General features: G+C 63.4%; 19 protein-coding genes and 1 pseudogene. 8 read left to right on the top strand and 12 right to left on the bottom strand.

The window, feature by feature from the left end; genetic code table 11:
- Nucleotides 1-20: 20 nt before the first annotated feature.
- From C7I87_RS19780 to murA, 7 genes are all read right to left on the bottom strand, one after another.
- A complete protein-coding gene (locus C7I87_RS19780) occupies nt 21-1,769 on the bottom strand; it encodes an ABC transporter ATP-binding protein (protein WP_149905792.1) in 1,749 nt (582 codons plus the stop codon).
- A complete protein-coding gene (locus C7I87_RS19775) occupies nt 1,766-2,605 on the bottom strand; it encodes an ABC transporter permease (RefSeq protein WP_149905791.1) in 840 nt (279 codons plus the stop codon). Before C7I87_RS19775 ends, C7I87_RS19780 begins: the two co-directional genes overlap by 4 nt.
- Nucleotides 2,605-3,564 carry an ABC transporter permease gene (locus C7I87_RS19770; protein WP_149905790.1) on the bottom strand — a complete coding sequence of 320 codons (960 nt, stop codon included), beginning with the start codon at nt 3,562-3,564 and terminating at the stop codon, nt 2,605-2,607. Before C7I87_RS19770 ends, C7I87_RS19775 begins: the two co-directional genes overlap by 1 nt.
- A 27-nt stretch (nt 3,565-3,591) precedes the next feature.
- Nucleotides 3,592-5,109: an ABC transporter substrate-binding protein gene (locus C7I87_RS19765; protein WP_149905789.1), complete on the bottom strand. Its 1,518-nt coding sequence runs from the start codon at nt 5,107-5,109 to the stop codon at nt 3,592-3,594.
- A gap of 148 nt (nt 5,110-5,257) precedes the next feature.
- Nucleotides 5,258-6,181: an N-acetylmuramic acid 6-phosphate etherase gene (murQ, locus tag C7I87_RS19760; RefSeq protein ID WP_149905950.1), complete on the bottom strand. Its 924-nt coding sequence runs from the start codon at nt 6,179-6,181 to the stop codon at nt 5,258-5,260.
- Nucleotides 6,182-6,351: 170 nt separating this feature from the next.
- Nucleotides 6,352-7,230: a glucosamine kinase nucleotide-binding domain-containing protein gene (locus C7I87_RS19755; protein ID WP_149905788.1), complete on the bottom strand. Its 879-nt coding sequence runs from the start codon at nt 7,228-7,230 to the stop codon at nt 6,352-6,354.
- Nucleotides 7,227-8,483: a UDP-N-acetylglucosamine 1-carboxyvinyltransferase gene (murA, locus tag C7I87_RS19750; RefSeq protein ID WP_149905787.1), complete on the bottom strand. Its 1,257-nt coding sequence runs from the start codon at nt 8,481-8,483 to the stop codon at nt 7,227-7,229. The genes C7I87_RS19755 and murA overlap by 4 nt, the downstream gene beginning before the upstream one ends.
- Nucleotides 8,484-8,642: 159 nt before the next feature.
- Here murA and C7I87_RS19745 point away from each other — a divergent pair, with 159 nt between their 5' ends.
- Nucleotides 8,643-9,503 (top strand): MurR/RpiR family transcriptional regulator, encoded by an 861-nt coding sequence (locus C7I87_RS19745; protein ID WP_149905786.1) that lies wholly within the window; start codon nt 8,643-8,645, stop codon nt 9,501-9,503.
- Between the two features lie 5 nt (nt 9,504-9,508).
- Here the strand turns inward: C7I87_RS19745 and C7I87_RS19740 are convergent, their stop codons facing one another.
- Nucleotides 9,509-10,864, bottom strand: a complete 1,356-nt coding sequence (locus C7I87_RS19740) for a glutamine synthetase family protein (RefSeq protein WP_149905785.1) — start codon at nt 10,862-10,864, stop codon at nt 9,509-9,511.
- 287 nt (nt 10,865-11,151) lie between these two features.
- A pseudogene (locus C7I87_RS19735) lies at nt 11,152-11,253 on the bottom strand (IS5/IS1182 family transposase); the annotation flags it as partial.
- Between the two features lie 29 nt (nt 11,254-11,282).
- Between C7I87_RS19735 and C7I87_RS19730 the strand changes: the two are divergent.
- The gene (locus C7I87_RS19730; RefSeq protein WP_149905784.1) at nt 11,283-11,762 is read left to right on the top strand and encodes a hypothetical protein; all 480 of its coding nucleotides are present in this window, start codon (nt 11,283-11,285) and stop codon (nt 11,760-11,762) included.
- A gap of 38 nt (nt 11,763-11,800) precedes the next feature.
- Here C7I87_RS19730 and C7I87_RS19725 read toward each other — a convergent pair whose 3' ends face one another.
- Entirely contained in the window at nt 11,801-12,514 is a 714-nt protein-coding gene (locus tag C7I87_RS19725) for a GntR family transcriptional regulator (RefSeq protein ID WP_149905783.1), read from the bottom strand.
- A 188-nt stretch (nt 12,515-12,702) separates the two neighbouring features.
- On the bottom strand, nt 12,703-14,760 hold the full coding sequence (locus tag C7I87_RS19720; protein WP_149905782.1) for a N,N-dimethylformamidase beta subunit family domain-containing protein: 2,058 nt from the start codon (nt 14,758-14,760) through the stop codon (nt 12,703-12,705).
- Between the two features lie 437 nt (nt 14,761-15,197).
- Here C7I87_RS19720 and ftsZ point away from each other — a divergent pair, with 437 nt between their 5' ends.
- The gene (gene ftsZ, locus C7I87_RS19715) at nt 15,198-16,235 is read left to right on the top strand and encodes a cell division protein FtsZ (protein ID WP_149905781.1); all 1,038 of its coding nucleotides are present in this window, start codon (nt 15,198-15,200) and stop codon (nt 16,233-16,235) included.
- A gap of 31 nt (nt 16,236-16,266) precedes the next feature.
- Here the strand turns inward: ftsZ and C7I87_RS19710 are convergent, their stop codons facing one another.
- On the bottom strand, nt 16,267-16,992 hold the full coding sequence (locus tag C7I87_RS19710) for an MgtC/SapB family protein (RefSeq protein WP_149905780.1): 726 nt from the start codon (nt 16,990-16,992) through the stop codon (nt 16,267-16,269).
- Nucleotides 16,993-17,215: 223 nt separating this feature from the next.
- Here C7I87_RS19710 and C7I87_RS19705 point away from each other — a divergent pair, with 223 nt between their 5' ends.
- From C7I87_RS19705 to C7I87_RS19685, 5 genes are all read left to right on the top strand, one after another.
- Complete coding sequence (locus C7I87_RS19705; RefSeq protein WP_188393909.1) at nt 17,216-18,190, top strand: sugar-binding transcriptional regulator; 975 nt, start codon at nt 17,216-17,218, stop codon at nt 18,188-18,190.
- A 46-nt stretch (nt 18,191-18,236) separates the two neighbouring features.
- Nucleotides 18,237-19,682, top strand: a complete 1,446-nt coding sequence (locus C7I87_RS19700) for an extracellular solute-binding protein (RefSeq protein ID WP_149905779.1) — start codon at nt 18,237-18,239, stop codon at nt 19,680-19,682.
- A gap of 159 nt (nt 19,683-19,841) precedes the next feature.
- On the top strand, nt 19,842-20,765 hold the full coding sequence (locus C7I87_RS19695) for a carbohydrate ABC transporter permease (protein ID WP_149905778.1): 924 nt from the start codon (nt 19,842-19,844) through the stop codon (nt 20,763-20,765).
- A gap of 9 nt (nt 20,766-20,774) precedes the next feature.
- Complete coding sequence (locus tag C7I87_RS19690; RefSeq protein ID WP_013896836.1) at nt 20,775-21,632, top strand: carbohydrate ABC transporter permease; 858 nt, start codon at nt 20,775-20,777, stop codon at nt 21,630-21,632.
- 2 nt (nt 21,633-21,634) lie between these two features.
- Entirely contained in the window at nt 21,635-22,753 is a 1,119-nt protein-coding gene (locus C7I87_RS19685; protein ID WP_149905777.1) for an ABC transporter ATP-binding protein, read from the top strand.
- Nucleotides 22,754-22,778 lie beyond the last annotated feature (25 nt).

The following is a 22,778-nucleotide window of genomic DNA, read 5'->3' as shown; positions in this document are numbered from 1 at the left end:
GTATTCCAGCGTACCGTCCATTACGCCTCCGCCCTTGCCATGTGATCCCCTCCGAACCGCTCCCATCTCGCCGGTGCCGGTTCAAACCCCTGCGGGCGCACCAGTGAGGGCACCTGGCGCGTGTCGATCTCGAAATGCTCGTGCCGCCGGTCGATGGTCGGAACGGCGGCGATCAGCTTCTTCGTATAAGAATGTTTCGGCTTCGACAGCACGGACCGCGCGTCGCCAATCTCGACGATCTGGCCGGCATAGATGACGGCGATGCGGTGGGCAATCCGTTCGACCACCGCCATGTCGTGCGAGATGAACAGGTAGGCCTGCCCAAACTCGCGCTGCAGGTCGACCAGCAACTCCAGCACCTTGGCCTGCACCGAGACGTCGAGCGCCGACACCGCTTCGTCGAGAACGACGACGGACGGGTTGAGCATCAGTGCTCGGGCAATACACAGCCTTTGCCGCTGACCGCCGGAGAATTCATGCGGATATCGCTCCAGGCTGTTCTTGGGCAGGCCGACGCGTTCGAGCAGGCTCGCCATTCTGGCCCCCGTTTCGGCATCCACGCGACCACCGGTGGCGATCACCGGTTCGGCCAGAATGCTCTCGATGGTCAGCCTTGGGTTGAGCGAAGCGTATGGGTTCTGGAACACCATCTGCAAGGGTTTGGCGCTGCGCTCCGCCGACGCCTTTCGGCTGGCGACGGAGAAGCTGCCACGCGTCGATCGCACCAGCCCGAGAAGCGCCTTGGCGGTGGTCGATTTGCCCGAACCGCTCTCGCCGACGATAGCCAGCGTCTCGCCTTGCATCAGGTCGAAATCGACGCCGTCGACCGCGTGTACCGCGCCGGTGGCGCGGCTGAAGAAACTGCTCTTGAGCGGAAACCGCACGACGAGACCATCGACCTTCAAGGCCGGTTGCGTGTTCTCGCCCTTGTCGCGCTGTCCGTCCGCGCGTGTCGCCCGGCCGCTGGCGAAATGCGGCACGTCCAGCAGCAGATGCTGTGTGTAGGGATGCTGGGGGCTGTCGAGGATCTGGTTCAGTTCGCCCTGTTCGACAGCCTGCCCGTTCTGCATCACCATCACCTTGTCGGCGATGCCGGCGACCAGGCCGATGTCGTGCGTGATGAAGACCATCGACATGCCGCTTTCGCGTTTCAACTCGGCCAGCAGCGCCATGATTTGCGCTTGCACCGTGACGTCGAGCGCCGTCGTCGGCTCGTCGGCGATCAGCAGACGGGGGTTGCAGGCGAGTGCAATGGCGATCATCACCCGCTGCAGCATGCCGCCGGACAACTGGTTGGGTGTGTATTTCAGCCGTCGCGCGGCGTCGGGAATGCGCACGCGGTCGAGCGCGTCCCTGGCTGCCGCGGTAGCTTGCCGGCCGGTCAGCCCTCGATGCAGGCGGAACGATTCCTCGATCTGGGTGCCGATGGTCAGTACCGGGTTGAGCGATGTCATCGGCTCCTGGAAGATCATGCCGATTTCCGCACCGCGAATGCCGGCCAGTTTGGCCTCGGTCGCGCCCGTCAGGTCGAAGAGGCTGCCGTCGCGCCGCTTGAGCTTCATCGAGCCACCGGTGATGCGGCCGCCACCAAAATCGACGAGCCGGTTGATCGACAATGCCGTGACCGATTTGCCCGAGCCGCTTTCGCCGACAATGGCCAGCGTCTCGCCATCGGCGATTTCGAAACTGACGCCGCGCACCACCTCATTGGCTTTCGGATTGCGGCCGAAGCCGACGCGCAGATCAGAGATCGACAGGAGCGGGGTCATGCCAACGCTCTCCGCATCTTCGGGTCGAGGATGTCGCGCAAGGCATCGCCCAGCAGGTTGAAGCCGAGGATGCTGATCATGATCGCCAGGCCTGGGAAGATCATCAGCCAAGGTGCCGTCTCCATCAAATTGCGGCTATCGCTCAGCATCAGGCCGAGCGACGCGGCGGGCGGCTGCGTGCCGAGGCCGAGGAAGCTCAAGCCGGCTTCGGTCAGCAGCGCCCAGGCCAGCGCCAGCGTCACCTGCACGGTGAGCGGCGCCACGAGGTTGAGCAAAAGGTGCCGCGTGACGATGTAGCTTGAACTGCTGCCGAAGGTGCGCGCGGCGTCGACGAATTCGCGTGTCTTGAGCGACAGGGCCGGGCCGCGCACCACCCGCGTGAAGATCGGCGTGTAGACGATGCCGATGGCAACGACGCTGGTCCATGTGCCCGGTCCGGCGACGGTGACGATGAGCAGCGCCAGAAGGATCGCCGGGAAGGCCAGCAGCACATCCATGATCCGCATCAGCACGCCGTCCCAGCGGCGCCCAAGCCAGGCGGCGGCCAACCCCAGGACTGTCCCGGCAAGCGCCGCGAATGCCACCGAGAAGAAGGCGACCGTAAAGGACTGGCCGATGCCCGCCATCAGGCGGCTGGCGACGTCGCGGCCGAACAGGTCGGTCCCCATCCAGTAAGCGGCGCTGGGCGCATGAAGCCGGTCGATACGGTACTGCGTGATTGGATTGTGCGGCGTCAGCCCGAGCAGGCCGAGGATGGCGAGCACGAGATAGATGCCGACGATGACACCGCCGATGCGGCCGCTGCCATGGCCGAAAATGGCACGCAGGATGCGCATCACTGTTCCCCCAGCCGGATGCGCGGATCGAGCGCGACATAGGCGAGGTCGACCAGGAGATTGACGATCATGAAGTTGAAGGCGATGAACAGCACGGTTCCCTGCACCAGCGCGTAGTCGCGCTGGAGGATGGCGTCGAGCACCATGCGTCCGAGGCCGGGCAGGGCGTAGATCTGCTCGACGATGACGGCGCCGCCCAGGAGATAGCCGAACTCGATGCCGCTCAGCGTCACGACCGGGATCAGCGCATTGGGCAAAGCGTGCCGCCAGATGACGCTGCGCGCCGAGGCGCCCTTGCTGCGGGCTGTGCGCACATAGTCGTCGCTCAACACGTCGAGCATCGCCGAGCGCGCTATGCGGGTGACGGACGCCGCGAAGGCGAAGCCGAGCGTGATCGCGGGCAGGATCAATTGGCTGAGATTGCGCAAGGGATCCTGCCAGAGCGGCGCGAATTCGCCCATCGCCGGCAGCACGCCGAAGCCGGCCGACAGCGTGTAGATGATCAACAGGCCAAGCACAAAGCTCGGCGTCGACTGGCCGATCATGGCGGCGACGCGCACGCCGAGATCGGACAGTTTTTCGTTGTGCGTGGCGGCGTAGATGCCGGCCGGCATGCCGACGAGAAGCGCGATGATCATCGACAGCACGGCCAGCTCAAGGGTTAGCGGGAAGCGCTCGAGGATGACGTCGAGAACCGGCCTGCCATAGGTGACGGAGATGCCGAAATTGCCGTGCAGGATGCCGCCGATCCAGCGCCAGTACTGAACGAACCAGGGTTGGTCGATCCCGAAATAGGCGGCGAGCGAATCGCGTTGCGCCGGCGTCAGCAGGCCGGCCTCGGTTCCCAGCATCGCCGTGATCGAATCGCCAGGCACCATCCGGATCGCGACGAAGACCAGGATGGATACGCCAAGCAGGACGAGAGGAAACGTCGCCAGTCGTCGCAAGAGATAGGTCACGCGAAGAAGTCCTCTCGCCTGTAGCGGCTACTGCTTGATGGTAACCTTGCTCAGGCTGAACAGCGTGCCGGTCGGCGTCGGCACGAAGCGCGCGATGTTCTTCTGCTGGGCCGTATAGCTGTAGGAGGTGTAGAGCCAGATCCAGGGCGACATTTCGGCGAGGTGCTTCTCGAACGCGGCGAAGATCGCCTTGCGTTTGGCCGGATCGGTCTCGGCGCGGCCCTGCTGCATCTGGCTGTCCAGCGTATCGTCGATGTAGTTCGCTACTTTCTGCAGATTGCCAGCCTTGGTCCAGTAGCGGTTGTACATCGTATAGGGATCGGCGCGGCCGCCGTTGAGCGCGATCGCCATGTCGAAATCGCCCTTCAGCCAGGCATCGACATAAACGTTGAGCTCCATCATCTTGATGTCGAGCTTGACGCCGATTTCAGCCAGTTGCGACTGGATGACCTGGGCTTCCGCCGCCGCCGTCGGCGGCTCGCCGGTGGCGCCGATCACGGTCGCCGAAAAGCCGTCGGCAAAGCCGGCCTCGGCCATCAGCTTCTTGGCCTTTTCGACATCGCGCTTGTAGCAGAACAACTGGCTCGGGTCGGTGGCGAACGCCGGGATGGTCAGCGGCCCGGTGACCTTGCCTTCGCCCAGCGCGGCAGTGTCCAGCACCTCCTGCCGGTCGATGGCGCAGGAGATAGCCTGGCGCACCTTGAGCTCGGTCATCGGCTTGCGCGACGGGTTGAGCTGCAGCACGTTATAGGCAAGCACCGGTACACGGTTCAATTGCAGGTTGGCTTCTTTCGGCACCAGCGTGGCGACGAGCGGATCGTTGAGCAGGGCGAAATCGATCTGCTTGGTACGCATGGCGGCGAGGATCGCCGCCTCGTCGGGCAGCACGCTGATCTCGATGCCGTCGACGCCGGTAGCACCCCCGGCCCAGTTCTTGTTGGCGCTCAAGACTTCCTTGGCGTTGGGGTCCCATTTGTCGAGCTTGAACGGGCCGGAGCCGACCGTCTTGGTGCCGATCGAGCCGGCCTTGATTTCAGCCGCCGGAACGATGGCCGCGTTGACGTCGCTCATCGCCGTCAGGATTGGCACGTCGGGTTGCGAGAGGTGGAACACGACGGTCGCTGCATCCGGCGTGTCGATGCTGGCGATCGACAGGAAGTTGGCGCGCGCCGCTGCTCCCGTCTTCTCGTCGAGGATACGCTCGAACGATGCCTTGACGTCGGCGGAGGTAACCGCCGCGCCGTCCTGGAATTTCGCCTTGGGATCAAGCTTGAAGGTCAGTTCCTTGCCGTCCTTGGAGAATTCCCAGGAGGTGGCGATGGCGGGAATGATCTGCAGACTGGCGTCGACCCGCACCAGCGGTTCATAGATGAGCTCCAAAAGCCGCAGCGACGAGAACGCCGTCTGCTTGTGCGGATCAAGCCCGGTGGCGTCCTGCGACCAGGCCATATGCAGCGTCGCCGCCTGCGTCGAAACTGTCGCGATGCCGAGCATCGCGGCAAGGGTAATGCCCGAAAGCAGTGTTCTTGTGAGGTGCCTTACCATTTTCGTCTCCCATTATGACTTGACTTGATGCCTTGCAGTTTCTGTGGACCGCTTCCAAGACACACATGCTTTGGAATATCGGCCCAGTCTATGCGGCTTGACGCCGTCTTGTCTAAAGCGGCTTCACGCCGTCACGTCTTATCCGGCCTCAGGTCGCTTCGTCCCTGATCGCCTTTCGCAGGAACCCTCCGGCCTTGACCAGAGCGGCCCGCGCCGCCTCGACGTCGAGGCCGGTGATGGTCACCAGGATCGCCAGCTTGACATCATTGCCGGTCCGGTCGAGCGCCTGTCGCGCCTGCGGCGCGGTACAACCGGTCGTCTGCATGACGATCCTGATCGCGCGGGCGACCAGCTTCCTGTTCGACGGGTTCAGGTCGACCATCAGATTCTGGTAGCTCTTGCCGATGCGGATCATCGAGGCCGTGGTCAGCATGTTGAGCACCAGTTTCTGCGCGGTTCCCGACTTCAGCCGCGTCGAGCCGGTGAGCACTTCGGGGCCGACGACAGGCGAGATGGCGATGTCGGCGATGCCGGCAATGGTCGATGCCGGATTGCAGGACAGCGCGACTGTCGTCGCGCCGATCTGCTTGGCATAGAGCAGGCCGCCGACCACATAGGGCGTGCGTCCGCTGACCGCGATGCCGACCACCACGTCATCAGGTGTGAGCGTGATGTCCTGCAAGGCCTTCGCGCCCATCTTCGGGTCATCCTCGGCGCCTTCGAGCGAGCGCACCAGCGCGTCGGACCCACCGGCGATCAGGCCGACCACCATGCCTTCGGGCACGCCGAATGTCGGCGGGCATTCCGAAGCGTCGAGCACGCCAAGCCGGCCGCTGGTGCCGGCGCCGATATAGACAAGCCGCGCGCCTTTCTGGAAGGCGAGCACGATGCGGTTCACCGCGGCGGCGATTTCCGGCAGGACCTTTTCGATGGCTGCCGGGACAAGCCGGTCCTCGTCATTGATCCTGCGCAGGACGTCGATGGTCGGCAGCAGGTCGATGTCGACGGTCCTTGGGTTCCGGCCCTCGGAAACCAGCCGATCCAGCTCAGACATCAACCCTTGCTCGGTCATCCCAGCGCTTTCAAAATTCTGCTGCACGGCGCCCGGCACGGCCCGATGGGCAACCAGTGCAAACAGACCTGGGTCCGTCATCGCAGCTTCTCTTTATTAACCTTTTAGAATTTGATATTCACACCGTCAACAGAGATTTGGAATATTTTATTCCTACTGTTGCCAGCGTATCACCCGCAAACCGACCTCTTGGCAAGAATGATCGCGCCGGACACGGCGTCGCCGTCAGCGGGCTTCAGGCGGCGGCGCACATCAGGGGAAAGCCAGGGCTCGAGCGGGCTGGCGAGGCCGCCCAGCAAGGTCACGCGCGGCGCGCCTTTTTCGAACAGTACCCGCACAAGCGTGTCGATCTGCTCGGCGGCACCTTGCACGATGCGGCGTCCGACAGGGTCACCCTGGTCGGCATGGCGCATCACCATGGGTGCAAGTGCGGCATAGTCCGTGGCGCTGGCGCGGTCCATCCAGGCGACGGCCTCCATAGGGTCGCCCGCGAAGCGTTGCATGACCTCCGCCAGCAGCGCCGTCCGTTCGTGCCGGCCGTCATGGGCGCGCAGCGCCAGCTGCACGGCTTTCAGTCCAAGGTCGGCGCCGCTGCCCTCGTCGGAGATCGGAAACCCGTAGCCGCCGGCGCGCAGGTCGCGGCCCTCGACAAAGCCGAGGCCGATCGAGCCTGTCCCGGCAACGACGATGGCGCCGTCCTGACCGGAATGCGCGCCAAGACAGGCACCGACGCCGTCGCTGACGAAATCGATGCTGGCAAAGGGATGCGCTATTGCCCGCAACGCCTCCAGCGCGCCTTTGCGGCCGATGCCGGCAAGGCCGATGCCGGCATGGATGCGGGCGGTTTCGGCTGGTGCGAAACCCGCTTCATCGACCGCCGCGCCGAAGGCTTTCGCGATCGAGGCCCAGGCTGCCTCGATGCCGAGCCGCGTCGTCGCCGGGCCGGACAGGCCCTGTCCCAGCACCATGCCTTGCGCGTCCTCGAGGCGGGCGCGGCAACCGGTGCCGCCGCCATCGACGCCGAGAAAATAAATCGCGTCGCCGCTCATGCGCCCAGCCGCTCGATGTCGGCGCCGCACAGGCGCAGCTTGCGGTCGAGTTGCTCATAGCCGCGGTCGAGGTGATAGACGCGGTTGATGATGGTCTCGCCTTCACTGATCAGCGCCGCCAGCACCAGCGATACCGAAGCGCGCAGGTCTGTGGCCATCACCTGCGCGCCGTGCAGTTTCTCGCCGCCGCGCACCAGCGCCATGGTGCCTTGCAGTTTGATGTTGGCGCCGAGCCGCATCAGTTCGGGCACATGCATGAAGCGGTTCTCGAAGATGGTTTCGCGCAGCAGCGAGGCACCCTCTGCGCAGCACATCAGCGCCATGAACTGCGCCTGCAGGTCGGTCGGAAAGCCCGGATAAGGTTCTGTGGTGAGGTCGGCTGCCTTGAGCGGCCGGTCGCGCGAGACGATGAGCCCCCGGTCGCCCGGCCAGACGCTGACGCCGGTGGCCTCCAGCAATTGCACCACCGAGGCCATGTGTTCGAGCCGGGCGTGCGTCAGTTCGAGTTGGCCACCGGTGATCGCGGCGGCAATGGCATAGGTGCCGGCCTCGATGCGGTCGGGGATGATGTCGTGCCTGGCGGCGTGCCAGTTGGTGTAGCCCGCGATCAGGATGCGGTGCGTGCCGGCGCCCTCGATGCGCGCGCCCATGGCGTTGAGGCAAGCGGCGAGGTCAGCCACTTCCGGTTCGCGCGCGGCGTTGAGGATCTCGGTTTCGCCCTTGGCAGCGGTCGCCGCCATCATGGCGGTTTCCGTCGCCCCGACCGATGGCGAGGGGAGCACGATGCGGGTGCCGGTCAATCCGTTCGGCACCGAGGCGACGATCAGGCCGTTCTCGATGGCGATCCTGGCGCCGAGTGCGGTGAGTGCTGCGACATGCATGTCGACCGGCCGCGCGCCGATCGCGCAACCGCCCGGCAGCGAAACCCGGGCATGGCCGAACCGGGCCAGCAAGGGCGCCAGGACGAGCACCGTCGCCCGCATCTTCCGAACCGTATCGTAGGACGTCTCCTTGGAAACGGCGGCACTTGTGTCGATCGTTGCAGCATGGGCGGACCGAGTGATTTCGGCGCCGTGAAGCCGCACCACGCCGAGCATGTTTTCGACATCGGTCACGTCAGGCAAGTTGGTCAGTTCGAGCGGGTGGGGGCTGAGCAGCGCAGCCGCAATCTGCGGCAAGGCGGCATTCTTGGCGCCCGATATGGTGACCGCGCCTTGCAGTCTCTGCCCGCCAACGATCCGCAATCTGTCCATGGCTGAAACCTTGATGATGAGCGCCACACCCGGCGACCTGCTCCGAATCCCGCACTTTGATCCGGTCGAGTTTGAGAATTAATTCTGCGTTCTTGGCTGTCAATCGAAATTGGAATAATTTATTCCTTGATCTGCAAGTCTGAAGAGCGAGGGATTCCCGTGTCCGTCTTAAGCAGGATCAATGCGAAGCTCGACGGCATGGCGCCCGGCGATCGCGAGATCGGCCGGTATATCGTCGACAACCCCGACCAGATGCTGCGGCTGTCGACGGCCGCACTTGCGGCCGAGATCGGCCGCAGCCAGTCGAGCGTCGTCAAGTTCAGCCAGAAGCTCGGCTATGCCAGCTACCAAGAACTCAAGCTCGCCGTCAGCGAGGCCAAGGCGCAGGACTGGCAGGTGCCGGCCGGCGTCATCCATGGCTCGATCGAGGTCGGCGACGGTTTTCCGGTCATCCTGAAGAAGCTGATCGGCAGCAAGCTGCTGTCGATGCAGCAGACCGTCGCCGCCAACAGCGAGCGCATCATCTCCAGGACGCTGGAGCTGCTGGATGGCGCGCGGCGCATCCATCTGGTCGGTGTCGGCGCCTCCTCGCTGGTGGCGCGAGATTTCTCCTACAAGCTCATGAAGCTTGGCCGCAATGTGCTGCACGACAGCGACAGCCACATCCAGATGGCCAACGCCTCGACGCTCGGCCCTGACGATGTGCTGTTCGCGCTCTCCTATTCCGGCGCCAGCATCGAAACCCTGCGCATCGCCGAGCTTGCGGCCAAGCGCGGCACGACGGTGATCGCCGTCACCGGCCTGCACGACAATCCGCTGAACCGGGTCGCCGATATCCGCCTCTACACCATCGCCGACGAGGAACGCGCGCGCTCCTCCTCCATCACCGCGCGCGACGCGCAGCTGACGCTGACCGACCTTCTGTTCATCCTGCTGGTGCAGAAGCAGCCGGACGCCAACGACTATGTCCACAACAGCGAGGCGGCGGTCACGGTGCTGAAGGCCGAGCGCTCGACGTAAACGTCTCAGACGCTTTCGAGATAGGTCTCGATCTCGAAGTCGCTGACGTTGAGCGCAAATGTATTCAATTCCTGGCGTTTGCAGGCGACGAAGGAGTCGCGCAGGATCGCCGGGAAGATCTCCGCCACATGCGTCCCGACTTCGAACGTCGCGATCGCCGACGCCCAGTCCGGCGGCAGCTTGGCGGGGGCAACGCCTTGCCCGTCATTCCCCGCCGGGTCGCCCGGGGACATCTGCTTCTCGATGCCGATCAGTGCGGCGCCCAGTATTGCGGCAAGCACGAGATAGGGGTTGGCGTCGGCTCCCGAGACACGATGCTCGATGCGGCGCGCACCGGTCGGGCCGCCGGGAATGCGGATCGCGACCATGCGGTTCTCGTAACCCCAGGCGACCGCGGTCGGTGCATAGGATCGCGGGCGAAGCCTGCGGTAGGAATTGAAGTGCGGCGCGAACACCAGCGTGCTTTCGGCCATCGCCGCCAGCAGCCCGCCCACGGCATGGCGCATCGTGTCGGAACCCTGGTCGGTGCCGTCGTCGAACACATTGCGCCCGTCGCCGTCGATCAGGCTGAAATGGACATGGAAACCGTTGCCGGCGCGGTCGCCATAGGGCTTGGCCATGAAGCAGGCGGCAAAGCCGTGCTTGCGGGCAATGCCCTTCACCGTGCGCTTGAACAAGACGGCATCGTCGGCTGCCCGCAGGGCGTCGGCGACGTGGTTCAGGTTGATCTCGAACTGGCCGACGCCGTTTTCTGCGATGGCGGTGTCGACAGGAATGCCTTGCGCGCGGCAGGCTTCATAGATGTCGTGGATGAAGGCCTCGAAATCGTCGATCTCGTCGATCGACAACGCCGCGTCGGAATCGAGACGCCGCCCGGTGACCGGCGAGACCGGTCCGACCGGCCGTTGCGATTGCGGATCGACCAGGTAGAATTCGAGTTCGGTCGCCGCGACTGGAGTGAGACCGAGCGCCTTGTAGCGATCGAGGATGCGGGCCAGTGCCCGCCGGGGATCACCGAGATAGGGCGCGCCGCTCTCGTCGGCGAGCCACAGCGGGACGAGCGCCGTCGGATGCGCCGTCCATTCCACCGGCAGAATGCCGCGTCCCGTCCATTGGCAAAGGCCATCGGCATCGCCGGTCGAGAAGACCAGGCTGTTGCCTTCGATGTCCTCGCCCCAGACATCGAGCCCGATCAGCGAATAGGGCATGCGCAGCTTGCCTTCCAGCGCCTTGCGGGCCTGTTCGACCGGGATGCGCTTTCCCCGCATGATGCCGTTGAGGTCGCACACCGCGGCCCTCAGGCTCTGGATGTCGCTTCGGCTTTCAAGCCAATTCAAAACGTCGGCAATTGCATCGCTCAATTTCTAACCTCTGGTTTTCGAAGGTGCCCAAGCCTGATCGGCTGAGCTATCCCTGATAAAAATGCTCGTGAGTTTTCAGAAACCATATCCGGCCTGTGGCGGATATTTTTCCTTATTTCTTCAAGTCACTAGCCGGGATGTCGGGAGGCATTTCAAAACCAATTGCGCGATCTGCGATCGCAGCATAGAGGCATGAAGCTGGAAAGCCAAGGGGCATTCGGCGTGACGGGTTCGCCACCCGAGCAAGCATGGCTGTTCCGGTTTGAGCTGATGTCGGCCAGCCATTCTAGCACACGGCGGTCATCGACGCGCGGCACACCTCGTGGCTTGTTGGGCAGGAGCGGTTCAATCACGCGCCACTCGAAGTCGGTCAGGTCATATCGGCTGATACCGACGCTGAATCAGAGTTCGGCACAATATGAAAGCCGCTAGTAGCTTGCTGCCGTTCGAGAAGCTGCTCTACATTCGGGGCATGGCTAGCGAAGCGATCAGCGAATGGGAACCGGTCCTCACAGTCCACGATTATTACGACGGGCCTAGAAACGGCATCGCAGAATATCGCGGCCAAGCATACGCCTATAGGTGCGAATGGGATGATGCGCTCGATGATTGGAGCCGGGTATTCTTGCTTTCACCCATCGATGACGGACAGTTGGCTGCCGTAAGAGAGGATTGGCTGATCTGGCGCCGATACCAAGAGCATCGCGCCGACGGGAGGCTTCAAACAGGCGATAGACATCCCGCGCTTGCCGTGGATTGGCCTCGCCACGAGCAATTGGCGGACATTGTGGAACAAGCTCTAAGAGTGAATGAAGCTATCGCGATTAGAGCGGTGCCCGAATTCCGAGGGACGATCGAGCCTAACCACGACTTTGAGGTCCGCTGGCTGTGCGTTTAGCAACGGCATGAGTCCACCAGATATGTCGATAATTCGATTTATGGGTTCACAGCCTGGTTTCTTGGCTTCGGGAATCTGGCCTGCCGCAGGATGTGGGCGGCGCCTTCGTCGATGTCGCGAACGATGGCTTCCCGCGCCCGCGCGCCGTCCTTCGCCTCGATCGCCGCGACGACTTCCTCGTGATAGTCGATATCCAGAATGGAGGAGAGGCCGTCCTCGAACCCCATGGCGAGGTTTCTGAGAAACGGGCCGACCTGCATCCACACCGTCTCGATCAGGAAGATCATCTGCTCGTTGCCGCAATGGCGATAGATCGAGAATTTGAAATCGTGGTTCTTCCGGAGATAGTCGCCGATATCGCCCTTGCGGGCCGCCAGGGTCAATTCCGCGCAATGGCGTCGGATCGCCCGCAGATTGTTGCCGTTGATGAGCTTCGTTGCCAGCTCGGTCGCCGGGCCTTCGAGGAGCGTGCGCACGGCGGTCAGTTGCGAAAACCGCTCGGCCGAGATCACCGGCACCTCGACGCTGCCGTTCGGCATCGGGCTCAGCGCCCGCAATGCCTGCAGTCGCATGAAGGCGCTGCGCACCGGCATGTCGCTGGTACCGAGTTCCCTGGCGAGTTTGCGCGAGGTCAGCTTCTGGCCGGGCAGGAATTGGCCGGACATCAGGGCGCGCACAAGCTCCAGATAGACCTTCTCGTGCAGGGGCACGGTATCGACGGCGGTCAAACCGAAATGTGTTCTGTCGGCCATTGGCGGGAGCGCTGCTTCATGTGTTCTGAAATTGACCCTAACGGCACGCGCCGCGACAAAGCTGAGGCCCGGCACGGCGGGAACACCCAAGCCGCCGATTGATTAGGCATGATAGACGCTTCGATCGTTGCCCGGCAAGCCAACTGCTGGAGCCGGCGCGGTGCGGCGGGCTGCCGTCCTCTCCGTATCTATCTATCTCGGTCCGGCCGGCCCTTTGCCGCCAGATGCGTCAACAAATTCTTCGTGATCCGGCCGACGTCGTTCATGGCGCCGCCCGTCGGCAAGGCGCCGCACCAGGCGACCGAACTCGCGCAGAAGATCAGACCGCCCGAAGACAGATAGCGCAGCGTCATCTCCGCGCAGCGGCGTCCGTCGCGCTGGATATCTCCTCCTTCGTACCAGCGGGTGGCGTCATGAACGAAGCTGTCCGGGAAGCCGGTCGCGCGCGCAATGACCATGGTCTCGGGGGATGTGCCCAGATGCGGGTCGGTGGCATCGACCTCGTAGCCGGCGGCGCCGCCGAGCACGATGCCCTCGTCGCCGAAGGTCTCGCTGGTGACGCCGTCGAACAGCCACGCAGCCGACGGCTGATGGCTTTCCGGCGTGCGCGTGAAAGGCCGCGCGCCGTCGAACCCCATCAGCGAGATGGCGACGCCGGTCAGCGAGAACTCACCGCGCCCACTGGCGCGCAGATAGCCCCCCGGCTGGTTTGTAATCGACAACGACTGTTCGGCGATGGCGCCGTCCCAGGTCCGGCCCGCCTCGAGCGGCGAGCGGCGCAGCTCCATCAGATCGTCTTGGAACGCCACCTTGCCGGCAAAACCATTGCCGCCGAGATAGGCGATGCTGCCGCCCGCCGCTGCGAACTGGCGCAGCGCATGCTCCATTTCGACCGACATGTATTCGGGATGGCTGCCGGTGATGACGGCCCGGTAGTCTCTAAGGCCGGCAAGGCCCCGCTCGTGCAGGTCGCGGTCGGTGATGAGATCGAAAGCGATATCATTGCTGTGGCAGAAACGCAGAAAATGCAGGTCGACCGGCAGATTGTGCGGGCAGCCGCATAGCGGATAATTGTAGTCGTCGCGCAGCGTCGCCTTCGGCTTCCTGATGGAACAGATCGACACGCCGCTGAGATCACTGTGGTGATCGTAGAGCGACTTCAGATTGTTATCGATCGCAAAGCGATGGCCGCGATCCTCGCACATCCATTCGTAGAGATGCGCCGGCAGGAATTCATCCGCATAGGCAAGGTAGGTGGCCGTCGGCACCAGGAACACCAATGGTGCGCGGCGTGCCGACGAACTAATGAAGAAGACGATACGCTCCGATCCGGCATCATGGCTGACCTCGAAGGCATAGACGCCGGCGGATGCTTCGTCCGGAACCTGCAATTGGTGGGAGGCGGGCCACTGCAAGGCGCCCATGTCGTCGTCGTGGCAATGCACGGCGTCGTAATGCGACGGCACCAGGCGGGGGTCGAAACTCGACCCGTCCCACCGGCGCGAGGTCATGCAGAAGGCGGGCTGGTTGATCGCTTCCAGCAAAAGGACCCGATCCGCGCCAGTCGAAGCGAGCGAGCTGCTCGGCAGCAGGGTGGGAAACGTCCAGGCGATACGACCGGCCGCGGTTTGCAGGGCGATTGCCGAGAACTTGGCGTTGAGAGAGCTCAGGTCGTTTGCCGCGCTGGTGCCGAAGACCATGTCACCGGGCAGGGGCCGCCAGCGCAGGTCGAATTGACGATGCAGGCGAAACGGCGACAGGAGATCGTCTGAGTCGATCCGCAGCACGGTCACGCCGTCGTTCGACGAAATCTCGACCATAAGCCAGGTGTTTGCCGGCAAGGTCACGCCGGTTTCGAGCAGCTTGCCGTCGTGGCCTGACGTCAGCCGTCCATCCTGCAAGCCGAGGCGCAGGTTTCCACTCTCGAACAGCACGCGGGCGCCATCATTGCGGGTCAAATACACTTCGAAGGCGACACCGCTGATCTCAGGGGCCTTGGCCAGTTCCGACGCCGCGATCTTCAGGAAAGATCCATGATCGAAGTCGCGATGCGACACGGCATTCCCGGTCGACTGTACATGCCAGTCGATGAACTCGGTCGATGGCGTGTCGAGCCGCACGACGCGCACATCGCGCACCTGCTGTGACGACGAGACATGGAGGGCGACGGGCGTTCCGGCCACAGTGTGCCAGGGGACCGTATAGCCTGAAACGGCCATCGCGCCGTGATCGACGGGATGTTTCATTGCGGCAAAGGTTCCCCGCCGCGATCCCGGCCGCCGCAATCTCATGGATGGCAAACTGGACAACTCTCTCGTACCCCTTCTTGGTTCTGGAGGGGGTATATACACCATCGGCTTGGATGGGTGGCGAAGTCCGCAGAGATCTCGCTTTGGCGATCAAGGCAATCGGCAAATGCGAGTTCTACCCAGTCGTCGCCGGGCTTCTGTCGTGCTGCCTGATCTATCGCGATCGTCCGGGATCGGACAGTCGGTCGCGCGAGGTCCGCGTCTTCATCACAAATCTTGACCTTACGCGCACTTGCACGTCCGGCCGCTCTCTGGCTTTTTGGGGTACCCATCCGGACGGACTGATTCGCGTCATGCCGCTCGATTGCAATCTCTTTGAAGGCAGTCTGCGGGTGGGCCGTGAAGCGCGCGCAATTGGCGAAGGAGAAGCAGGCATGGCCGAGTTCAAGAAGCCGGAAATCTCCGAGATGAGACCCAAGATCACCGTCATCGGTGTCGGCGGCGGCGGCGGCAACGCGATCAACAACATGATCGTGGAGCAGCTTCAGGGAACCGAGTTCATTGCCGCCAACACCGATGCCCAGGCGCTGACCATGTCGAAGGCGACGCGGCTGATCCAGCTTGGCGCACATGTCACGGAAGGCCTTGGCGCCGGCTCGCTGCCCGAGATCGGCCGTGCCGCGGCCGAGGAATCGCTCGACGAGATCATGGACCATCTGGCAGGCACGCATATGTGCTTCGTCACCGCCGGCATGGGCGGCGGCACCGGCACGGGTGCGGCTCCGATCATCGCCCAGGCGGCGCGCAAGGCCGGCATCCTGACGGTGGGTGTCGTCACCAAGCCGTTCACCTTCGAGGGCAGGCGCCGCATGCAGATGGCCGAAGAGGGCATCGAGCGGCTGCGCGAGGCCGCCGACACCGTCATCGTCATCCCCAACCAGAACCTGTTCCGCATCGCCGATGCCAAGACCACCTTCGCCGATGCCTTCGTCATCGCCGACCGGGTGCTCTATTCCGGGGTCAGCTGCATCACCGACCTCATCGTCAAGGAAGGCCTGATCAACCTCGACTTCGCCGACGTTAAATCGGTGATGCGCGGCATGGGCCGCGCCATGATGGGAACCGGCGAGGCGTCCGGCGACGGCCGGGCGATGAAGGCGGCGGAAGCCGCGATCGCCAACCCGCTGCTCGACGAAATGTCCATGAAGGGCGCCAAGGGCGTCCTGGTGTCGATCTCGGGCGGCAGGGACATGACTCTGTTCGAGGTCGACGAAGCGGCCACGCGCATTCGCGAGGAAGTCTATGAGGACGCCGATATCATCGTCGGTGCTATCTTCGACAAGAGCATGGAAGGCCGCTTCAGGGTCTCGGTGGTGGCGACGGGCCTCGATCGTTCGCTCGGCGAGGGGGACGCCGATGCCGGCATCGCGCGGGATCATTCCATGCCTTCCGCCGCACGGACCTTGCAGTAAGGTCTGCTCCCTTCAAATCGGCAGGCATTGGTCAGGCAGCTTTCTCGCCGATTAGATCAAATCGCTCGATCTCGCATTCGCGGGTGACCAGCGTCAGGATTTCCGTTGAAGGTTCGGTCGCATCGGACTGTCTCCATTCGAGATTGAACGAGTACACGAAGCGGTCGCGGCTGCAGTCATGCTCCATCGTAGCAAGGCGTGCGCCATAGCCGAGCGGCCGTATCATCTCCTGAAGATCGGGCGGTGAACTTTTCGGCCAGGAAACCGACAGGATCGCATGGTGGTCGCGCGGAACCTTGAGGTCGACCCATTTCAACACCTGAAGCGTCAGCAGCGTCAGCAGGGTTGCAATTCCCGCAAGACCGAACTGGCCGCCGCCAAACGCAAGTCCGATCACCGTCATGATCCACATGGTGGCGGCGGTGGTGACACCGGTCACGAGGTCGCCGCGCCGAAGGATGGCGCCGCCACCGATGAAGCCGACGCCGGTCAGCACGCCAAGCGGGAGGCGCAGCACGTCCATACCGGCAAAGAGATCCATTGCCTTGCCCGTCGTATCAAGCAGCATGTTGGCCTGGATCATGGCAACCGCAGCCGCAAGGCCGACCAGGATGGTCGTCCGAAGCCCGGCGGTGTGGCCACGCGCTTCCCTGTTCAGGCCAATGAGGAAACCAGCCAGCAGCGCAAGCAGCAGCCGGGCGACAAGATCCGGCCATGTCGGATGAAGCGGCATATCGCAGCAAAGCGGCTCCAACATTGCATTCTCATGGTGGCGCCTGCCGGCGCCGACGTTCCTCGCGGATAGCCGGCGCGCCTCGGGCTATGGATCTAAGAACCCCTTTGCCCTCCTGAAGTTCCGGCCGAACCACGGCGCGGCCGCTCGACCGGTCGCCACGCGATTTGAAAGGTGGCGCTTGACTTCGGCCAATTCGTGTGAAAAATTTTGCACCAACTGATAAAAATATCACTGGGACGGGAACGTGGTTGGTTTTGGAAATGGCCTCTTGCGCGACGATGATGCCAGCATGGCGGCGCGTGCCGCATGGCTTCATTACGCTGGCGGCCTGACCCAGTCCGAGGTCGCCAAGCGGCTGGGGCTGACCAGCCTCAAGGCCCACCGCCTTATCACCAAGGCCAACCTGGAAGGACTGGTGAAGGTCTATATCGACGGCGAAGTATCGGAATGCGTAGAGCTCGAGGACGAATTGTCCCGCCGCTACGGTCTCGATTATTGCGAGGTGGTCCCGGATTTCGATTCCGAGGATTTGCCGCTCAAGGCGCTCGGCATCGCCGGCGCTCAGTTCCTCAAGCGCGAGATCGAACGCGGCGAGCAGGCGCTGATCGGCGTCGGCCATGGCCGCACGCTCGCCGCCTGTGTCGAATACCTGCCGCGCACCACCACCGACCGGATCCGGTTCGTCTCGCTGCTCGGCGGCCTGACGCGGAAATTCTCGGCCAACCCGCATGACGTCATCCACCGCCTCGCCGAACGCACCGGCGCCGAAGCCTATGTGATGCCGGTGCCGATGTTCGCCAATACGGTCGAGGACCGATCGGTGCTGCTCGGACAGAAGGGCATCAGCGAGGTCTTCGATCTCGCCAAGTCTGCCGACCTGCTGTTTGCCGGCATTGGCACATCGGAACGCGAGGCATCGCTGGTCGCCACCGGCATGATCGAGAAGGGTGAGATGGAGGAGATCCGCCGCAATGGCGGTGTCGGCGAATTGCTCGGCCATTTCTTCGATGAGGCTGGCAAGGCGGTGGCGACGACCGTTTCCAACCGGGCGCTGGCGCTGACGCGCGAGGATATCGCCAGCCGCCGGATCGTCGCCGTTGCCGGTGGCAAGATCAAGGTTCGAGCCATCAAGTCGGTGCTGGAGGGGCGCTATCTCAAGGGCCTGATAACGGACGAGCGGACGGCGCGATCGCTCGTGGAAGAGACGCCGGTCGGGTAGCCGGCAACAAGTTCAGTTGAAACTACCCTGTGGAGGAGAAGACGAAATGCATGAGAAAGAGAAAGACCTGATAGACGCCTTCCTGCGCGGACAAGTCGACCGTCGCGGACTGATCAAGGGCCTGGGAGCCATGGGTCTCGCCGCCGGCACCGCCGGCACGCTGCTCAACCTGGGCCAGACCCGCGCGCTTGCCGCGGACTTCGATTGGCAGGCGCATAAGGGCAAGACCATCAAGCTCCTGCTCAACAAGCATCCTTACGCCGATGCCATGATCGCCGATCTGGAGAACTTCAAGAAGTTGACCGGCATGAACGTCGTCTATGACGTCTTCCCCGAAGACGTCTATTTCGACAAGGTGACCGCGGCACTGTCGGCGAGCTCGCCCGAATACGACGCCTTCATGACCGGCGCCTACATGACCTGGACCTACGGTCCCGCCGGCTGGATCACCGACCTCAACGAATGGATCAAGGACCCGGCCAAGACCAATCCGAACTATGCCTGGGACGACATCTTGCCCGGCGTGAAGTCATCCTGCGCCTGGAACGGCAAGCCGGGCGGCGCGCTGGGCTCCGAGGATGCCAAGCAGTGGTGCATTCCGTGGGCTTTCGAGCAGAACAACATCACCTACAACAAGGGCATGTTCGACAAGGCCGGCGTCGGCGTCCCCGGCAATCTTGACGAGATGATCACGACGGCGGCCAAGCTGCAGAAGGATATCGGCAGCGGCGTCTACGGCATCGGCGTGCGCGGCTCGCGCTCCTGGGCGACGATCCATCCGGGCTTCCTGTCGGCCTACTCGAACTTCAACGAGAAGGACCTCACCGTCTCGGCCGACGGCAAATTGTCGGCCGCGATGAACACTGCCGGCTCCAAGGCCTTCCATGCCAAATGGGTGCAGATGATTCAGGAGAGCGGCCCCAAGGACTGGTCTACCTACACCTGGTACCAGGTCGGCACCGATCTCGGCGCCGGCGCCTCGGCGATGATCTTCGACGCCGACTGCCTCGGCTACTTCATGAATGGCGGCGACAACAAGATGGCCGGCAAGCTCGCCTATGCCGCCTTCACCGCCAATCCGGAAGCCAAGGCCTCGACGCCCAACATCTGGATCTGGTCGCTTGCGATGTCCAACTTCTCCAAGGACAAGGACGCGACCTGGTACTTCCTGCAATGGGCTTCCGGTCCCGAGCACGGCCTGTTCGGCGCCACCAAGATGGATTTCGTCGATCCGGTTCGCCAGTCGGTGTGGAAGGACGAGATGTTCCGCGAGAAGCTGAACAAGAGCTACCCCGGCTATGTCGAGATGTTCGACGCTTCGGCGGCCGGCGCCTCGATCAAGTTCACCGCGCAGCCGCTGTTCTTCGACCTCACCACCGAATGGGCGGCGACGCTGCAGAAGATGGTGGCCAAGGAAGTGCCGGTCGACGAAGGCCTCGATAAGCTCGCCGAGAGCATCAACGGCCAGCTTAGGGAAGCCGGTCTCGGCTAGGCCGGAGCCGCAGGCTGGCCGGCATTGCGCGGGCCAGCCCCAACCCGCAATTTCACGTCTGCGATGCGGCGCTGCGAGGCTGCCGCCAATTCGCCCCCCGGCCGCCTGCCTCCCTCGGGCGGCCGGCAGGGCGAAGCAACAGGGATCACGGAGCAGCGGATGACTGCCGCAACCATTCAGAGAAACCGTCCGTCCGGCTTCCGGATCAGCAAGCGGGTGCTGCCCTATGTGCTCAGCCTGCCGGCCTTGCTGGTGTGCATCGGCATCCTGATCCCGTTCCTGACCTCGGTGGTTTATTCGTTCCAGCGCTACCGTCTGAGCCAGCCCTGGGCGCGGCAGGTCAACTGGGGCGACAACTACATCTCCTTCTTCACCGATCCGAAGTTCTGGAACACGTTGAAAGTCTCGCTGCTCTATGCCGGCACCACGGTCGTGCTGGAACTGCTTCTGGGCCTTGCCATCGCCTTGCTGCTGCAGAAGCGCTCGACGCTCAACAACTTCATCTCGATCATGCTTCTGATGCCGCTGATGACGGCGCCGGCGCTGGCGGCGCTGATGTGGAAGCTGATGACCAATCCGGGCTTCGGCGTGCTGAGCTATCTCGCCAGCCTCATCGGGCTGCAGGATTTCCGCTGGGCGTCGTCGCCGTCGACGGCGCTGTTCACCGTCGTGCTCGTCGATATCTGGGTCTACACGCCCTTCATCATGATCCTGCTGCTCGCCGGCCTGCGCAGCCTGCCGACGCAGCCATTCGAGGCCGCCGCGCTCGACGGCGTGCCGAGGAGCTTTGTCTTCTTCCGCATCACGCTGCCGATGCTGACGCCCTACATCCTCACGGCGACGCTGTTCCGCCTGCTCGATTCCATCCAGCAGTTCGACATCATCTACGCGATGACCCAGGGCGGACCGGGCGACACGCTGACCGTCTTCCAGGTCGAGGCCTATCTCAACTTCTTCCAGTCGACCAACGTCGGCCGCTCCGCGGCGCTGATGATCATCCTGTGGGCGATCACTTATTTCCTCTCCAACATCTTCATCAAGAACTGGCTCAGATTGCGCGAACGCGCCCGTGGCCAGGCATAGGCGGCGGCGATGGAACACACCTCGCTTCTCGAACGCATCCTGCGCGGCGTGGCACTCACGCTGGTCGTGATCTTCTTCATGTTCCCGATCGTCTGGATCTTCATGATGTCGTTCCAGACCAACGAGACCATCCTGCGCATCCCGCCGCAGCTCATCTTCGAACCGACGCTCGCCAACTACACCGCGCTGATCACCGGCAAGCTGATGACCGCTGCCGGCACGCTCGACATCGCCTTCATGCGCAATCTCTGGAATTCGGTGTTCCTGTCGGTGACCTCGGTGGCGGTTTCGTTGCTGCTCGGCGTGCCGGCGGCCTACGCCTTCGCGCGCCACAAATTCCGCGGCTCGGAGGACATCGCCTTCACGCTTCTGTCGTTCAAGTTCGCGCCGGCGCTCCTGGTGCTGTTGCCGCTGACCCTCTATTTCCAGAAGCTCGGGCTCGCCAACACTTATATCGGCCTGATCTGGGTCTACCAGCTGATCTGCCTGCCGTTGATTCTGTGGATCGTGCGCGGCTATTTCGAGGATATCCCGGCCGACATCGAATATGCCTACCGCATCGGCGGCCATTCCTGGTTCGCCACCTTCCGCAAGATCGCGCTGCCGCTCGCCGGTCCGGGCATTGCGGCGGCCGGCCTGCTCGCCTTCATCTTCGCCTGGAACAATTTCGTCTTCGCGCTGGTGCTCGCCTCGGCCGACAAGCAGCCGGTGACGGTCGGCGCGCTCGCCTTCATCACCTCATCGGGCATCCAGTACGGCCAGATTTCGGCGGCCATCGTCTTGTCGATCACGCCGACACTGGCGCTCGCCCTCTACGCACAGCGCTATCTGGTCGAAGGCCTGTCGCTCGGCGCGGTGAAAGGATAGAAATGACCCGCCTCGAACTCAGAAATGTCGTCAAGCGCTACAAGAGCCAGACCGTCCTCGACAATTTGTCGCTGACCGTCGCCGACGGCGAGACGCTGGTGCTGTTCGGACCCTCGGGCGCCGGCAAGACGGTGCTGCTGCGCCTCGTTGCCGGCGTCATCGATCCGGATGAAGGCAAAATATTCATTGGCGGCGAGGACATGACCGATGTCGACGCGGAATTCCGTGGCGTCGGCATGGCGTTCCAGAATTTCGCGCTGTTTCCACACATGAGCGCCTTCGACAACATTGCCACGCCGCTGGAGGCCAAGCGTTCCTCACAGGGTGCGATCAAGGCCGGCGTCGAAAGCGTCGCCAAGCTGCTGAAGATTGGCCATGTGCTGAGCCATAAGCCGCGCGCGCTGTCCAATGGCCAGAAGCAGCGCACGGCCCTTGCTCGCGCCTTGGTCGGTTCGCCGCCGCTTCTGCTGCTCGACGATCCCTTGCGCAATGTCGACGCCAAGCTGCGTTTCGAGATGCGGCTCGAACTGCCGAGGCTGCTCGCCGATCGCGGCGCCACCGTCGTCTACGTCACCCAGGACTACAAGGAAGCCATGGCGCTCGGCGACCGCATCGCGGTGATGTCGCAAGGCGTCATCAGGCAGCTCGGCACGCCGGAGCAGATCTATCGTGAACCCGCCAACATCGAGATCGCGCGGCTGTTCGGCGACCCGACCATCAACCTGCTCGACGTCAAGCACGCGCGCGATGCCAGGGGGGGCTATGTCGGCCTGTCCAATGTGCAGGTCCATCTCGCCGATGTGCCCGAGACCGCCGTCGGCCGCGACTGCATCATCGGGCTGAGGCCCGAGGCGCTGCATTTCGTTGGCGAAAACGAGCCCGGCGCCATTCCGGTGACGGTTGAGGCCGAGACGCCGCTCAACGAGAAGATCGTCACTCTGGTGCGCACCGTTCGCGGCCGTGAAATCCTGGTCTCGCGCCCGGCCGGAACGCCGGGCCGCAGCGAAGGCAAGGCGCATATTGCTGTCGACGGCAAGAGCGCCTTGCTGTTCGATCGAGCGAGCGGCGAGCGCATCGGCGCGAAGAACATCGTCAATCTGCGCAGCGGAGAAGCGGCATGAGACTTCCTGTGTCAACCTGTTGTGA

It is taken from the genome of Mesorhizobium sp. SARCC-RB16n, from assembly GCF_008520305.1.
In the GTDB taxonomy this organism is placed as follows: Bacteria; Pseudomonadota; Alphaproteobacteria; order Rhizobiales; family Rhizobiaceae; genus Mesorhizobium.
Note: the sequence above shows the minus strand (reverse complement) of the source record. Positions and strands in the feature narration are given on the sequence as shown.